Raw genomic sequence first — 15,124 nt, 5'->3', positions numbered from 1 at the left:
ATGGGATCTGACGGCGCGACCGCAGCGGTGGCCACCCGGGGACGGGTAGTCATGCTGGTGGACAACGGGGTCATCGGCGCGCCGAGCGGGGTGCCGGTGAATCACCGGCACCCCGCTCGACTCCCGGGACGCTACGACCGGGACTTGTCCTGCTTCCAGGACAGCGGACCCGGCAGGTCGACGCGGTGCGCCCGGGCCTTCGAGTTCCAGGACCAGCGCCCGATCTTGATGCTCCACGAGGAGAAGCCGTTCTCGGTGAAGTTCAGGATGATCGGACCGTACTTCTTGCGCTTGCGAAACATGAGGCCCATCGGAGGTCTCCCCTCGTCACCGTTCCCTGCCGTGTCGAGATCGAACATGCCCGAACGGACGAAATCCGAAACCCCCTCGTCGTCCCCGGTGGACGGTGCTGCGGCACGAGGCGGCAATCTCTATTCATCAGATAGGTGTTGCGCCGCGGTAAACGCTGCTAGAGGCGCTTCGTAACATCGCTGGCGATGAAAGTCTCACCTTCTGGAAGACCGTTGACCGGTCGCTGCGACCGGCGGCAGCATGAGGTCATGTCGCAGCGGGATGAGCTCCTCCTCATCGCTTGCGTGCACGTCGACCGGCTCTGGGACGGCTGGGATGACGACGCGCTGGTCTTCGACACCTCCGGCGGGATCTTCGCCGACACCGACCGGGTGCACGAGGTGGCCCACGCCGAGCTGCGCCGCCAGGTCACCGCCGCCGGCCGGGACCCCGACCTGGTGAAGGTGCTGCCCGGCATCGCGCCCGTAATCGGTGGCACCGAGGCCGAGGCACGGACGCTCGCCGCGGAGTTGGAGGAGCTGATCGTCCCCGAGTACGCCCTCGCGCAGCTCTCCGGGATGCTCGGCATCGACCTCACCGGCCTGCCCCGGCCGGCCAGCTCGTACGCCGCGCCGACCCTGGTGCCGGCGTGACCACCGTGGAGCGTCCGACGACGGACGCGACCGAGCTGCGACCGGTGGACCGGGACCTGTTCCGCGCGCTGCTGCGCCGGCAGGCCACCAGCGTCACGGTGGTCACCGCCGTGGCCCGGACCACCGACCCGGCCTGCCTGGGTGGGATCGGCGCACCCGTGCGGGCCGGGTTCACCGCCACCTCGTTCACCTCGGTCTCGTTGGATCCGCCGCTCGTCTCGTTCTGCCTCGGCACGGCGTCGTCGAGTTGGCCGGTGCTGGCCCGCGCCGAGCACGTCGCGGTGCATCTGCTGGCCGCGCAGCAGCGGGAAGCCGCGACGGTCTTCGCCACCAGCGGCATCGACCGGTTCGCCGCCTACCCGGACTGGACACCCGGCCCGTTCGGGGTGCCGCTGCTGAGCGGGGTGCTGGCCCGGCTGCTCTGCCGGGTGGTGCACCGCGTCCCGGCCGGCGACCACATGCTGGTGATCGCCGAACCGCTCGCCCTGAGCGACGGCGGCGACGGTGCCCCGCTGGTGCACCACCGGGGTGGGTACACCACGGCAGCGCCGGCATGACCGCACCGACCACGTCCGACCTGCTCGCGCTGGACCGGGCCGCCCAGGACCTGCTGTTCCGGGCGGCCCGAACGGCCGAGGTGTTCACCGACGAACCGGTCACCGACGCGCAGATAGCGGCGATCCACGAGCTGATCCGGTACGGGCCGACCGCGTACAACGGCCAGCCGCTGCGGGTGCTGCTGCTGCGCTCGCCGGAGTCCCGGGCCCGGCTGCTGCCGTACCTGTCCAGCGCCAACCGGGCCAAGACGGCCAGCGCGCCGCTGACCGCGATCCTCACCGCCGACGTCGACTTTCACGAGCGGCTGCCCGAGCTGTATCCGCACCGTCCACAGGCCCGGGAGTGGCTGACGGACCGGGCCGCGCGCGTCGAGCAGGCCCGGTTCAGCGCGACCCTGCAGATCGGCTACCTGATCGTCGGTGTCCGCGCCGCCGGTCTCGCCGCCGGCCCGATGGCCGGTTTCGACGTCGCGGGCGTCCAGCGGGAGTTCCTCCCCGACGGTCGGCACGAGGTGCTGCTCCTGCTGAACCTCGGGCACCCGGCCCCGTACACCGGGCCGGCACGTCTGCCCCGGCTGGACACCGGGGACGTGATCCGCACCCTCGACTGCTGACCGGGAAGACGGGACCGTCCCCGGTGCCGGAGGAACGCCGGCACCGGGGACGGAAGGTCGCGGGTCAGGCCCCCTTGACCCAGTCCACCGTGAAGCGGGCGAAGAAGATCCCGCCGGTGTCGCCCACCTCGTACAGGTTGCCGACCGTCCCGTCGTTCAGCACGGCCATCGTCGAGTAGCCCGCGCCGCCCGGCTTGACCAGCGCACGGGCCGGCCAGCTGGCGCCGTCGTCGGTGGAGAGCCGGACCGTGAGGTCGTTGCGCGCGGCCGGGGCGGCGTTGTTGCTGAACAGGGCGGTGCGGGTGCGCACCGGAGCGCCGTTCGTGCCCACCTCGGACGGGCGCAGGTAGGAGATCTCGTCGGCGTTGCACAGCGGGTCGGTCAGCACGGCGCTGGCCGTGGCCGGGCCGAACGTCACGCCACCGTCGGTGGACGTGGAGTAGAACCGGCTGCGGGTGCTGTTGTGCCGCATGTTCTGCACGATCGCGCCGGTGCCGCGCTCGATCGCCTTGCTCTCGTTGATGTTCCCGCCCGCCGGTCCGCCGCGCCGCCACGTCACGCCGTGGTCGTCGCTGTAGATGTTGCCGGTCTGGGTGAGGCCCGCCGCGTCCCGGTAGACGAACGGCTGGATGAGGCGTCCGGTGCTGCTCTGGATGCCGTGCCCGGAGGAGAAGAACGCCTGCTGCCAGGTCGCCACCTTGATGGTCGGGTTCAGCTCCACCGGGGCGCTCCAGGTGGCGCCGTTGTCCCGGCTGGTGATGTATTGCAGGTGCAGGCTGTTCGGGTCGTCGGCGGTGTTGAGACCCGAGGAGCCGGACCAGAAGCTGATGCCCGGCTTGGGGGAGCGGGTGTAGAAGCAGTAGACGACACCTGTGGTGCGGTCCACCAGCAGGCTCGGGTCGCCCGATCCCTCACTGATGGTGGCCGGCGCGTGGATGACGCGCGGCTGGTCGAAGGTACGTCCACCGTCGGTGCTGCGGGTCATGGCGATCTGGATGTTGTTGGTGCCGCCACCCAGGTCGTACGAGCCGTTGACCCGGGCGTCCGCGACGGCGATGACGGTGCCGTTGTTGGTGACGGCCATGCCCGGGATCCGAACCGAGGCCACCGTTCCGTCGTACCGGCCGTTGGCGCCGTTGAGGTTGCGGATGACGCTCTGGGTGGTCAGCACCGCCGTGCTGTTCATCTGCGGGGTGCCGGCGGCCAGGCCGCACCCGGCGGTGCCGCGCACCGTGGTGTCGAACCCGGAAGCGGTGACCCGCAGGGTGTACGCGGTGCCGGCGCCGACGGTCCAGTAGTGCAGGTAGTTGCCGCCGGCCGCGATGCTGCGCGTCCACGGGGATCCGGTGCGCCCGGGCCACGTGACGGTGAAGTCGCGGGCGGTGGTGGTGCGGTTCTCCAGGGCGAGCTGGAGCCGGCCGGCCGTGCAGTCGTAACTGGCGAGCGCGGACATGCCGGTGCCGCAGTGGAAGATGCCGGCGGAGGTGTCGTCCAGCCCGGTCGGGGTGGTCGTCCGCAGGGTGTACGGGGTGCCCGCGGGGAGGGTCCAGTACAGCTCGTTGCTGCTGCTGCCGGCTGCGACAGTCCGGGTCCAGGGCGAGTTGGTGCGGCCCGGCCAGGTGACGGTGAAGGTCTGCGCGGTGGTGCTGCCGTTGGTGAGCCGCAGGTTGAGCCGGCCGGTCGTGCAGTCGGCGCTGGCGGTGGCGCTCACGCCGGCGGGGGCGGCGTGAGCTGGCGTGGCGGGCAGGATCGCGGCCACACCGAGGACGGCGGCCACGACAGCTGTCACTCGGCGCGACAGTGCTCGGACAGGAGACACAAGATTCCTTCCGGGGGACGGGGGTGCGAACGGGGGAAGTAGGGCGTAAGACGTCGGATATCTGATGTCGGGACGCTAACCGGACGTCGGCCGGTCGTCAATAGATCGACGCGGGACGGTGCGCGGGGGCGTGGGCGTCCAGGGTGGACGGCCGCTCTGATCGAAGATGCCGGATAGGGCGTACATATTTACATCATGTTGCGTCGTCTGGCAGGCTCGACCGCATCGACCACCTTCGTCATCCCGGCGATCGGGCCCGTCCACGGCCCGCGACCGCCGCCGGCGACGCCTGTCCGAAGGAGACCCCATGGAACGGCGCCAACTCCTCACCCTCGGCGTGCTCAGTCCGTTCGCGGCGATGCTGACCTCGGGCGGCCCGGCCAACGCCGCGGCGGCGGCGCAGACCTTCGGGTTCTCCGCCGACGGCAGCAACTTCCTGCTCGACGGCCAGCCGTTCCAGATCCGCAGCGGCGAGATGCACCCGGCCCGCATCCCGGTGCAGTACTGGCGGCACCGGATCCAGATGGCCAAGGCGATGGGCATGAACACGATCGCCATCTACGTGATGTGGAACCACATCGAGGAACGACCTGGCGTCTTCGACTTCACCACCGATCGGCGGGACATCGCCGGCTTCATCCGCCTGTGCCAGGCCGAGGGCATGTACGTGCTGCTGCGTCCCGGCCCGTACGTCTGCGGCGAGTGGGACCTGGGTGGTCTACCGCCGTACCTGCTGCGCAACCCGAGCATCAGGCTGCGCGTCCGCACCGCCGCCGACCCCAACTACATGGCCGCCGTCACGCGCTACATCACCGCGCTCGCCGCGGTGGTCAAGCCGCTCATGGTGGCCAACGGCGGGCCGATCCTGATGGTCCAGATCGAGAACGAGTACGGCTCGTACGGCAACGACGCCGTCTACCTGGAGGAGTTGCGACAGCTGTGGCTGCGGGCCGGGATCACCGGACCGTTCTACACCGAGGACGGCCTCGGCCAGGTGCAGGGCAACCGGACTGTCGTCACCGGTGGCGCGATCGCGCTCAGCGGTGGTGACGCCGCCGCCATCGCCGCCGCGCGGCAGTCCTTCCCGACCGTCCCGGCCATGTCCGGCGAGCTCTATCCGGGCTGGTTGACCCACTGGGGCGACGGTGGCTTCGCCGGCTCGAACACCGACATCTCCAGCCAGCTGCGGGGCCTGATGGCCGGCCGGCTGTCGTTCAACATCTACATGATCCACGGTGGAACGAACTTCGGTTACTCCGCGGGTGCGAACGCCGCCGACAATGGCTCCGGCTACCAGGCGGACATCACCACCTACGACTACGGTGCGCCGATCACCGAGCAGGGCGCCCCCTCACGGCTGTATCCGACCTACCGCGAGATCATCGGCACGGCCCTCGGGGTGACGCTGCCGGCCGTGCCGGCGCCGATCCCCACCATCGTGCGTACCGGCGGGCAGGCGGTGCTGCCCACGCCGTACGCCTCGCTGTGGGACAACCTGCCGGCGGCGCTGCCGACCCAGACGAATCCGCAACCGATGGAGATGTACGGCCAGAACTCCGGCTTCATGCTCTACCGCCGGGTCCTGCCCGGCTACACCCGGGCGACGCTGGACATCAGGTCGGTACGCGACTACGCGACGGTGTTCCTCGACGGCGTCTACCAGGGCGGAATGTCCCGGAGCAACCTCCCGGCGGCCTACACCACGCCGCTCGGCGTGACGGTGCAGGACGCGCCGCTGGCGTTGAAGACCTCGGCGAGCGGCAGCCCCACGCTCGACATCCTGGTCGAGGGCATGGGCCGCAACAACTACGGTCAGGCGCTCGTCGACCGCAAGGGCATCACCGAACGCGTGTCCCTCATCGACGCAGGCACCCTGACCGGCACGTTGACCAACTGGCAGACGCACCTGCTGCCGGTCGACGAGGCGTTCGTGGCCGGCCTCCGTCCGGTGCTCACCAACAGCTCGCGGCCCGGCATCTTCTTCAAGGCCACCGTGAACCTCACCCAGACCGGCGACACGTACCTCGACATGTCCCGCTGGACCAAGGGCGTGGTCTGGGTCAACGGTCGCAACCTGGGCCGCTACTGGAAGGTGGGGCCCCAGCAGCGGCTCTACTGCCCGGCGCCGTGGCTGCGCGTCGGCGCGAACGAGATCGTCGTCTTCGACCTGCACCAGGTGCAGGCCCAGCCGATCTCCTTCGAAGCCACCCTGAGCGGCCAGTCGGGCGCCGTCCGCCACACGGTGGTCAACCGGGCCAGCGGCAGGGCCCTCGACGTGCCGGACCTGTCCCGGGTCACCGGCGTGCAGCTGATCCAGTGGACCCCCAACGGCGGCGCCAACCAGGCGTGGCTGATGGCCGGCGCGGTGGGTGCCGTCACCACGATGACCAGCGTCAGCTCGGGTCTGCTCGCGGATGTCGAGGCGAGCTCCACGGCCGACGGGGCGCGGGTCATCCAGTGGACCGCTACCGGCGGCGGCAACCAGCAGTGGCGGGTCGTGACGGCGTCCGGCGAGTTCGTGAAGCTCGTCAACGTGCAGACCGGCAAGGTCCTGGCCGTGGCCGGCGGCGCGACCACCAACGGGGCCACGATCGTGCAGCAGACCGACACCGGCAGCGCCTCCCAGCACTGGCGGCTCACGCCGTCCTGACGCCGCCCGGGCGGCCGGACCCCGGCGGCGACCACCGGTCGGCCCGGGGTGGTGGGGGTCGGTGTGCGACCTGTTGCGGTGCGGCGGCCGCGCAGGTCGCCCACCGGCCCCGCGTCGTTCCCGGGAACTGCCCACGCAGTCGTTCCCGTGAACTGCCCACGCACCGGAGATGCGAAGATGGCCGCATGGGCAGGCGGAGCGACCGGAGTGGGACGTGAACCAGCGCGAGCGGTGGCACCGGCTCCTGGAGATGGTCGCGGTCGAGGGCCAGCTCGACATCGAGTCCACCGCCCGTGAGCTGGGCGTGAGCACGGCGACCATCCGTCGTGACTTCGACGAGCTGGCCACCCAGCAGTTGGTGACGCGCACCCGGGGCGGCGTGGTCGTCACCAACGTCTCCTACGACCTGCCGCTGCGTTACAAGGCGGTACGGCAGGCATCGGAGAAGCAGCGGATCGCCGCTGCCGCCCTCGCGTTGATCCCGCCGGGCAGCACGGTCGGGCTCAACGGCGGCACCACGACGACCGAGGTCGCCCGGGCGCTCGCGCTGCGCACCGACCCCGACGGGCAGTTGTCGGCGGCCACGGTGGTGACCAACGCGCTGAACATCGCCCACGAACTCATCGTGCGTCCGCACATCCGGGTGGTGCTCACCGGCGGGACGGCCCGAACCCAGTCGTACGAGCTGGTCGGCCGGATCGCGGAGACGATGCTCGCGTCCGTGGCGCTGGACGTCGTCGTGCTCGGGGTGGACGCGATCGACCACCAGCACGGCGCGAGCGCCCACAACGACGGCGAGGCGGCGGTCAACCACGTCATGGTGACCAGCGCGGCGCGGACGATAGTCGTCGCGGACGCCTCGAAGCTGGGCCGCCGGAGCTTCAACCGGATCTGCCCGTTGGGCGACATCGACACCCTGATCACCGACCGGTCGGCCGACCCGCGGCAGGTGAGCCTCGTCGAGCAGGCCGGGGTCACCGTCCTCCAGGTCTGACGGCCAGGTCGCCGGCCGGCGTCTCGATCTTCTACCGGTGCAGTCGTGTCGATGACGGGCACCCGGCAAAGATGTAACTCGATGCAAAATCGCGGGCTACTTATTGCATCTTGAGTCAAGCGGGTGCAGCATTCCATTTCATCGGTCCCTGTGAATGTCGTCCTCACCACACCGGGAGAAAACGATGATCTGGTCATCGCTGCCCGCGCCCACCCGCCGTACGTCCGCCCGGGCCGCCGTCGTGGTCCTCATCCTGCTCGCCGCGATGCTGCACGCCGTACCCGCACGGGCGAGCACACCGGGCAGCGCCACAGGCCTCACCCGGGCCGGGAACACGTACACCATCACCACCAGCACGGCCGCCCGCATCCGGCTCACCCTGGCCCGCGCGGACATCTTCCGCGTCTGGGTCGCGCCCAACGGCACCTTCACCGAACCGGCGGCGAACGAGATCACCGTACGGACCGACTTCGGTACGGTCGCCAGCACGGCGACCGACGAGGGCACCGCCTTCCGCATCGCCACCGCGGCGGTGGTCATCCGGATCACCAAGAGCCCCCTGACAATGCAGGTCCAGCGCCCGGACGGGAGGCTGATCTGGCGGGAGTCGCAGCCCCTCGACTGGGGCTCGGGCCGCACCACGCAGCGGCTGGCCCGCGCCGCGGACGAGCAGTTCTACGGCACCGGCCTGCGCCTGGGGGAGTGGGCGCTGCGCGACAAGACGGTGCCGATCGCCGTGGACAACCAGTGGCGGGAGAACACCAACGCCAGTCCGGCGCCCTTCTACCTGTCCACCAACGGCTACGGCGTCCTGCGCAACACGTGGGCGTCCGGCTCGTACGGCTTCACCGCGCCGGTGACCACCACCCACAACGAGGAACGGTTCGACGCGTACTACTTCGTGGGTGACTCGCTCAAGGGCGTGCTCGGCGCGTACACCGACGTGACCGGCAAACCGTTCCTGAGCCCGATGTGGGGCCTCGAACTCGGCAACGCCGACTGCTTCAACGCGTCCAACCCGGCCTACCAGGGCGACCACGACCGGGCCGGGCACCAGCGGACACCCGACGTGCTGTCGTACGCGCGGGACGCCCGTGCCAAGGACATGCCGTCGGGCTGGTTCCTGCCCAACGACGGGTACGGCTGCGGCTACACCGACCTGCCCGCGACCGTCGCCAGCGCCAAGGCGCTCGGTTTCCAGACCGGCCTGTGGACCTCCAGCGGCCTGTCGTCCATCGACTACGAGGTGGGCACCGCCGGTACGCGTGGCGTCAAGACCGACGTCGCGTGGGTGGGTGGCGGCTACCAGAACGCCTTCCGTGGCGTTCAGCAGGCGGTCGACGGCATCGAGCGCAACTCCGACGCGCGTCGCTACGTGTGGACCGTCGACGGGTGGGCCGGCACCCAGCGCAACGCCGTGGTCTGGACCGGTGACACGTACGGGCGGTGGGACGACATGCGGTGGACCGTGCCGGCCGTGGCCGGCGCCGGGCTGTCCGGCCTCAACTACGCCACCGGCGACGTCGACGGGATCTTCGGGGGCAGCCCGAACACCTACGTGCGGGACCTGCAGTGGAAGTCGTTCACGCCGGCGTTCATGACGATGTCCGGCTGGGGTGCTACCAACCCGGCGGCCGGCTACCAGGACAAGCAGCCCTGGCGGTACGCCGAGCCGTACCTGTCGATCAACCGCCGGTACCTCCAGCTCAAGATGCGGCTGATGCCGTACCACTACACGATGAGCCGCGTGGCCAGCGTGACAGGCGTGCCGGCGACCCGGGCCCTGGTGCTGGAGTATCCCAACGACCCGGTAGCCCGGGGCAACGCCACGTCGGGCGAGTTCATGGCGGGCGACGCGTTCCTGGTCGCGCCGGTGGTCTCCGACACCGAGCTGCGCGACGGCATCTACCTGCCGGCCGGCACCTGGACCGACTACTGGACCGGGCGGGTGTACCAGGGCCCGCTCACCCTGAACGGGTACGCGGCACCGCTCGACCGGCTGCCGCTGTTCGTCAAGGGCGGCTCGATCGTGCCGATGTGGCCGCAGATGAACCACACCGGCGAGAAGCCGGTCTCCACGCTCACCTACGACCTGTATCCGCGCGGCTCGTCGAGCTTCACGCTCTACGAGGACGACGGCGTCACCCGCGCCTACCAGGGCGGGGCGTACGCCACCCAGCAGGTCGGCATGACGGCACCGACGTCCGGCACCGGGACGGTCACCGTGGACGTGGGCGCCTCCACCGGCACGTACGCGGGCAAGCCGTCGTCACGCTCCTACGAGTTCACCGCGCACCTGGCGGCAGCTCCCCGCGCGGTGACGGTCGCCGGGCAGACCCTGCCGTCGCTCGCCACCCGGGCCGCCTACGACTCGGCGGGCATTGGTTGGTTCTACGCGGACGGCGTGCTGCGGATCAAGGCCGGGTCGCGGAGCGCCGCGTTCCAGACCCGGATCGACGGCGCGGTGCTGCCCGTTGCTGGCACCAGCACGACGCCGCCGCCGATCCCGCGCGACAACTGGCGACTCGTGTACGCCGACAGCGAGGAGACCAGCGCGGAGAACGGCGCGGCCACCAACGCCTTCGACGGGAGTACGGCCACCTTCTGGCACACCGCCTGGTCGTCCACCGCCGCGCCCCTGCCGCACGAGATCCAGCTCGATCTGGGTGCCACGTACCAGGTCGACGGGCTGCGGTACCTGCCCCGGCAGGACGGGGGAGTGAACGGCCGGATCGGCGGTTACGAGGTGTACGTCTCCGACAGCCCGAGCAACTGGGGCACGCCGGTGGCGTCGGGAACCTTCGCCGACACGTCGACGCAGAAGGTGGTGCCGTTCACCGCCGCCCGCAGCGGCCGGTACGTGCGCCTGCGGGCACTGAGCGAGGCCGGCGGCCGGGGGCCGTGGACCACGGTGGCCGACCTGACGGTCACCGGCAGAGCTGTGGCGTCAGCGTCGGGGAGCTGACTCCGTACCCCTGTGCAAGCGACGCCGCGGGCTGCTGGAGCAGCCCGCGGCGTCCTGCGACGACGGTCCTAGGAGAGTGACCACTGCTGGCGGGTCGCGCCGGTGGCGGTGCGCTGGACGACGTCCGCGCCGTTGTCGGTGATCGTCCCGTCGAGGTCGAGCACCCGGCCGCTGTTGCGGTTCGTGATGGTGACGTGGGTGCCGACGCGCGTGATCCGCCACTGCTGGTTGGCCGCACCCGAGTACGTCCACTGGATCACGTCCGCGCCGTCCGCCGTCGAGCTGCCGGCCACGTCGAGGGCGCGTCCGCTACGGCGGTTGACGATGCGGTGGTAGCCGTTGCCGAGGGGAACTACCGACCACTTCTGGTGCAGACCACCGTTGTCGGCCCACTGGACGGCGTCGCCGCCGTCAGCCGGTGCGGCGACCGCGACCTCCATGACCTTCCCGCTGGCCCGGTTCGTGAGCGTGTAGCTCGCGTTCGGGTCGAACGAGCCGTTCAGGGCGTCGAGTTCCTTGAGGCTGAACCGGACGGTCATGATGTACGGGTAGCTCGTGTCCGCCGGGTCGAAGTACCCGTACGACGTCAGCACGAACGTCCCGTCGGGGAGCACCACATTGCCGGCGTAGCCGGTGTCGCCGCTCTTGACCGAGGGCGTGAAGTCCTCCAGCAGCCGCACCCGGTACTGGCCCTCGCGGAAGTTGACCAGGTCGTCGTACGTGCCGACCCAGGCCACCCAGTCGCCGGCCACCCACGCGCCGGTGTTGCTCACGCTGTTGCGGATGATGTCGCGGAAGGTGATGACGAGTCGACCGGTGGCCGGGTCGTACGTGGCGGCGTGCCGCTCGCCCATCAGCGCGCCCTGCATCTCGCGCGGCTCGGTCCAGGTGTTGCCCTCGTCGTTGGAGAACGCGACCATGGCGTTCGTGCGCTTGTGCTGTGCGCGGGCGAGCAGCGCGAGCTGGCGACCGTCCGGCGACCGGATGATCTCGATCTCGCAGAGGCCGGCGTACTTCTCGATGGCGTTGTGCGCGGCGAGCAGCCGGGTGGGGGTGCTCCAGACGGCGTTGCCGGCGGCGTCGAAGCTCAGGTAGGTCTTCCAGTTGTTGTAGCCGCCGTCGTGGAAGACGCCCAGGTACCGGAAGTCCCAGGACCCGTCGGCCTTCTCGAGGCGCACCAGTGTGGCGTGGGCGACGAACCCGGCGAAGCCGGCATCGGCGAAGTGGTGGGTGAACTCCGACCAGAACCGGCCGCTGTCGTCGGAGTACGCGGTCTTGAAGCCGCCCGGGCTCGCCGGGAGGCCGCTGACCAGCAGCAGCCGGGTCGTCCCGTTCGGCTTCACCACCTTGTAGAGGGTCGGCGTCTCCTTGCTGGTGGCCCAGCTCGCCGGCGTGGGGAGCCGGCCGGTCCAGGTGCGGCCACCGTCGTCGCTGCGCTTCAGGATGATCTGGCCGGTGCCGTGGCCCATGGGGTAGACGGCGAACATCGTGCGCCCGTCGTCGAGCAGGACGGTGTCGGGGTGCCCGAGGTACTGGCCGGCCTGACGGTCGGTGAGCACCTGGCGGCGCGTGTCGTCCTTCAGGTCCAGGAACGGGATCGTGTAGTCGATGCGCATGCTGAGGTCGCTGATCTCACCCGCCGTCAACGGTGTGCCGTAGACGCGCACGTAGTCGAGGTCGCCGCTGTAGTGCCACTGCGGTCCCTGGGCATCGACGTTGCGGCCGACCCACATGCCGGTGAGGTCCCGGACGTTCGAAAAGAACCGGGTGGAGGGGTTGGTGGCGCGTACCGTCCCGTCGACGTAGAGGCGGGTGCCCTCGCTGCCGACGGTCAGGATCGCCGTGTGCCAGACCCCGTCGTTGTAGGGGCCGCCGGTGGACGTCACCTGCGTGGCGTACGCCCCGTTCTCCCGGTTCTCGAAGTACACCGCGCCGCCGTTGAGGGAGAACGACAGGTTGCTGGAGTCGTCGGCGGTGTGCGAGGCGCTGAAGAAGCTCTTCGCGACGGCGGTGCTCGTGGACCGGAACCGGACCGCGATCGCTCCCTGGGTCAGGTTCGCGACGGCGGGCAGGTCCGCCGACCTGTCGAGGAAGGTACTGCTGCCGTTGAAGGTCTGGTTGACCGCGTAGTTCAGCGTCGCCGTGGCCGCCTGAGCGGCGGACACCGGCATCAGCAGGCTCAGCAGGAGGGCGAGCGCGGCGGTGGCGGCGGTACCGGTCCGGGCCAGCGCGCCCCGTGGCGCCCTCGATCGGCAGTTCATCGGGTGATGGTCCATTGCTGTTCGGTACCTCCGCGGTAGGTCGACTGGACGACGGCCGCGCCGTCGGTGGTCGCGGCGTTGGCGACGGTGAGCGCCTTGCCGGAACCTCTGTTGATGATCTTGAAGTACGTGCCGACCGGGATGACGCTCCACAGTTGGTTCGCGCCGCCGTGGTAGGTCCACTGCACGACGCTCGCCCCGTCGGCGGTGGACGAGCCCGAGACGTCCAGCACCTTGCCGCTGCTGCGGTTGACGATGCGGTGGTAGCCGCCGCCGGCCTCGACGAGCGTCCAGCGTTGGTGCGCCCCGCCGTTGCCCGACCACTGGACGGCACCGCCGCCGTCCCCGCTGCCCGCCGGCACCTCGAGCACCTTGGCGCTGTTGCGGTTGACCACGCGGTACTCGGTCGACGGGTCGAAGGCGGCCACCGGGATCGCCGCCGTGGACACCTCGACCTTGTCCGCCGTGACCGCCGTACCGGATGAGTTCGCGTTCTTGCTGTTCAGCACCCGCACCTTCAGGACGTGCGAGCCCTGCGCGAGCGGTCCGCTGGTGAAGACCATCGACTGGTCCACCCGGGTGGGGGAGTACAGGTCGACGACAGTCTCCGGACCGCCGTCGATCGAGACGCCCGCCCGGCCGTGGTTCGGCGCCCGGGCCACGAAGAGCTTGATCTTGTTGCCGGTGAACCGCACCTGGTAGGCGCTGTCGAGCGTGCTGCTGTAGTGGTCGTCGCGCTGGAACTGCTGGGTGCCGCCGGCCCCGTAGGACCACGTGCCCGAGTAGCTGAACTGGTTGTCGCCGGTCCCCACGGTGTTGTCGTTGACCTGGACCACGCTCGGCACGCCCGGGGCGTCCCCGATCGTGTCCACGCGGGCGAAGAACGCCTCCACGGTGCTCGACCGTGGCCCGCCCCACAGGCGCTCGGCCAGGACCTCGGCCGGCCGCTTGGCGTACTGGTCGAACCACTCGTCGCTCTGGTACTCCACGGCGTCCGACCAGCGGGCCATCTGGTAGCCGTTGACCTTGGCGTTGGTGTCCGGCGTCCAGCTCTCGTAGACGTTCTTCGTGTTGACGTAGAGGTTCAGGCCGGGCGTCACGTACAGGGTGCTCTCCGGCACGCCGACCACCGTGTAGCCCAGGTTGTAGAAGTAGTTGAGCGACCCGGTGTACGGGGTGAGGACGATGCTGGTCGACGGCTTGATGCTGGTCTGCTGGCCGTTCGTCTCCCACCAGTTCCACAGCTGGGCCGTCTTGCCGTACGAGCGCACCTTGTCGTTCATCAGGTTCATGAACTCGGTGAAGACGTCACCGGGGTACGCGAAGCCCCGCGCCTGCGCGTAGCTGACCAGCTCGGGGCATGCGTTCTTGGCGCTGTCGGTCTGGTACTCGTCGCCGCCGATGTGGAAGTACGGACCGTCGAACAGCGGCACGAACTCCGACAGCAGGTTCATGACGAACGTGCGGGCGTTCTCCTTGGTCAGGTTCAGCGTCCAGCCGCCGTTCGACCCGCCCGGCCAGGGCGCGTAGTCCATCGACGCGCAGCTGAACCGCATCGTCGGGTCGTACCTCGTCATCGCGGTCGCGTGACCCGGCAGGTCGATCTCGGGAACGATGGTGATGTGGTAGCGCTTGGCGACGTCCTGCAACCGGCGCAGGTCGGCCTTGCTGTAGGACTGGGCCGACGCCAGACCCGGGTACCTGTCGCTGCGCAGCCGGAAGCCGTTCCACTCGGTGAGGTGCAGGCGCAACGTGTTCAGGCGTAGCCACGCCATCCGGCGGAGCAGGTTCTCCAGGTAGTCCATCTCGTAGAAGTGCCGGCCGACGTCGAGCATCACCCCCCGGTCCCGGTACTGCGGATAGTCCCGGATCGTTCCCGCCGGCACCGTCGTCCTCGTCGCGCTCTGTTTGATCATTTGCAGCAGGGTCTGGGTGCCGTAGTACACGCCGGCCGCCGCGTTCGCGCGGACCACGACTGTCGGGCCGGCGGTCAGCAGGTAGCCCTGGTCGCCGATGCCGGTGTCGGTGCTCGCCAGGGTGAGCAGGATGTCGCCGGTCCCGGGCGTCGCCGACGAGACGACAGGTACGTCCACGCCGCTGATCGCGCCGAGGTCGACGCGCAGCGACGTCGCGGCCGACGACAACTGGGCGGCGGACGCGGGGTCCACCAGGATCCGGGAAGACGGGGTCAACGTGTACGTGCCGGTGCCGCCGGTCCACTCCCGGACGCTCGGCGCGACCTGGGGTGCCGGGTTGGCTGCCGCCTGCGCCGGCGTCGGGACTCCGAGCCCCACGCCGGCCAGCACTGAGGCGAGTACGA

10 protein-coding genes are annotated in these 15,124 nt (G+C 70.1%); 6 read left to right on the top strand and 4 right to left on the bottom strand.

Annotation, left to right across the window (positions count from 1 at the left end; all coding sequences use genetic code 11):
* Nucleotides 1-131 precede the first annotated feature (131 nt).
* Entirely contained in the window at nucleotides 132-311 is a 180-nt protein-coding gene (locus AB0B39_RS14880) for a DUF4236 domain-containing protein (RefSeq protein ID WP_030333600.1), read from the bottom strand.
* A gap of 249 nt (nucleotides 312-560) precedes the next feature.
* Between AB0B39_RS14880 and AB0B39_RS14875 the strand changes: the two genes are divergently transcribed.
* Genes AB0B39_RS14875 through AB0B39_RS14865 form a run of 3 tightly spaced genes read left to right on the top strand, consistent with a single transcriptional unit; the run spans nucleotide 561 to nucleotide 2,115 of the window.
* Nucleotides 561-944: a hypothetical protein gene (locus tag AB0B39_RS14875; RefSeq protein WP_357495575.1), complete on the top strand. Its 384-nt coding sequence runs from the start codon at nucleotides 561-563 to the stop codon at nucleotides 942-944.
* Nucleotides 941-1,501 carry a flavin reductase family protein gene (locus tag AB0B39_RS14870; RefSeq protein WP_357574565.1) on the top strand — a complete coding sequence of 187 codons (561 nt, stop codon included), beginning with the start codon at nucleotides 941-943 and terminating at the stop codon, nucleotides 1,499-1,501. Before AB0B39_RS14875 ends, AB0B39_RS14870 begins: the two co-directional genes overlap by 4 nt.
* The gene (locus AB0B39_RS14865) at nucleotides 1,498-2,115 is read left to right on the top strand and encodes a malonic semialdehyde reductase (RefSeq protein ID WP_357574564.1); all 618 of its coding nucleotides are present in this window, start codon (nucleotides 1,498-1,500) and stop codon (nucleotides 2,113-2,115) included. The genes AB0B39_RS14870 and AB0B39_RS14865 overlap by 4 nt, the downstream gene beginning before the upstream one ends.
* Nucleotides 2,116-2,179: 64 nt before the next feature.
* On the opposite strand, the gene AB0B39_RS14860 is transcribed toward AB0B39_RS14865, so the two are convergent.
* Nucleotides 2,180-3,904 carry an exo-alpha-sialidase gene (locus tag AB0B39_RS14860; RefSeq protein ID WP_357495569.1) on the bottom strand — a complete coding sequence of 575 codons (1,725 nt, stop codon included), beginning with the start codon at nucleotides 3,902-3,904 and terminating at the stop codon, nucleotides 2,180-2,182.
* A gap of 337 nt (nucleotides 3,905-4,241) precedes the next feature.
* Between AB0B39_RS14860 and AB0B39_RS14855 the strand changes: the two genes are divergently transcribed.
* The 3 genes from AB0B39_RS14855 (at nucleotide 4,242) to AB0B39_RS14845 (ending at nucleotide 10,543) form a co-directional block, all read left to right on the top strand.
* On the top strand, nucleotides 4,242-6,584 hold the full coding sequence (locus tag AB0B39_RS14855) for a beta-galactosidase (protein ID WP_357574563.1): 2,343 nt from the start codon (nucleotides 4,242-4,244) through the stop codon (nucleotides 6,582-6,584).
* Between the two features lie 214 nt (nucleotides 6,585-6,798).
* Nucleotides 6,799-7,578 carry a DeoR/GlpR family DNA-binding transcription regulator gene (locus AB0B39_RS14850; RefSeq protein WP_234581657.1) on the top strand — a complete coding sequence of 260 codons (780 nt, stop codon included), beginning with the start codon at nucleotides 6,799-6,801 and terminating at the stop codon, nucleotides 7,576-7,578.
* A gap of 184 nt (nucleotides 7,579-7,762) precedes the next feature.
* Nucleotides 7,763-10,543 carry a discoidin domain-containing protein gene (locus AB0B39_RS14845; protein ID WP_357574562.1) on the top strand — a complete coding sequence of 927 codons (2,781 nt, stop codon included), beginning with the start codon at nucleotides 7,763-7,765 and terminating at the stop codon, nucleotides 10,541-10,543.
* A gap of 68 nt (nucleotides 10,544-10,611) precedes the next feature.
* Here AB0B39_RS14845 and AB0B39_RS14840 read toward each other — a convergent pair whose 3' ends face one another.
* Complete coding sequence (locus AB0B39_RS14840) at nucleotides 10,612-12,804, bottom strand: RICIN domain-containing protein (RefSeq protein ID WP_357574561.1); 2,193 nt, start codon at nucleotides 12,802-12,804, stop codon at nucleotides 10,612-10,614.
* Nucleotides 12,801-15,098 carry a family 20 glycosylhydrolase gene (locus AB0B39_RS14835; RefSeq protein ID WP_357574560.1) on the bottom strand — a complete coding sequence of 766 codons (2,298 nt, stop codon included), beginning with the start codon at nucleotides 15,096-15,098 and terminating at the stop codon, nucleotides 12,801-12,803. Before AB0B39_RS14835 ends, AB0B39_RS14840 begins: the two co-directional genes overlap by 4 nt.
* Nucleotides 15,099-15,124 lie beyond the last annotated feature (26 nt).

Origin of the sequence: Micromonospora sp. NPDC049114, from assembly GCF_040648635.1 — a bacterium.
In the GTDB taxonomy this organism is placed as follows: domain Bacteria; phylum Actinomycetota; class Actinomycetes; order Mycobacteriales; family Micromonosporaceae; genus Micromonospora.
Note: the sequence above shows the minus strand (reverse complement) of the source record. Positions and strands in the feature narration are given on the sequence as shown.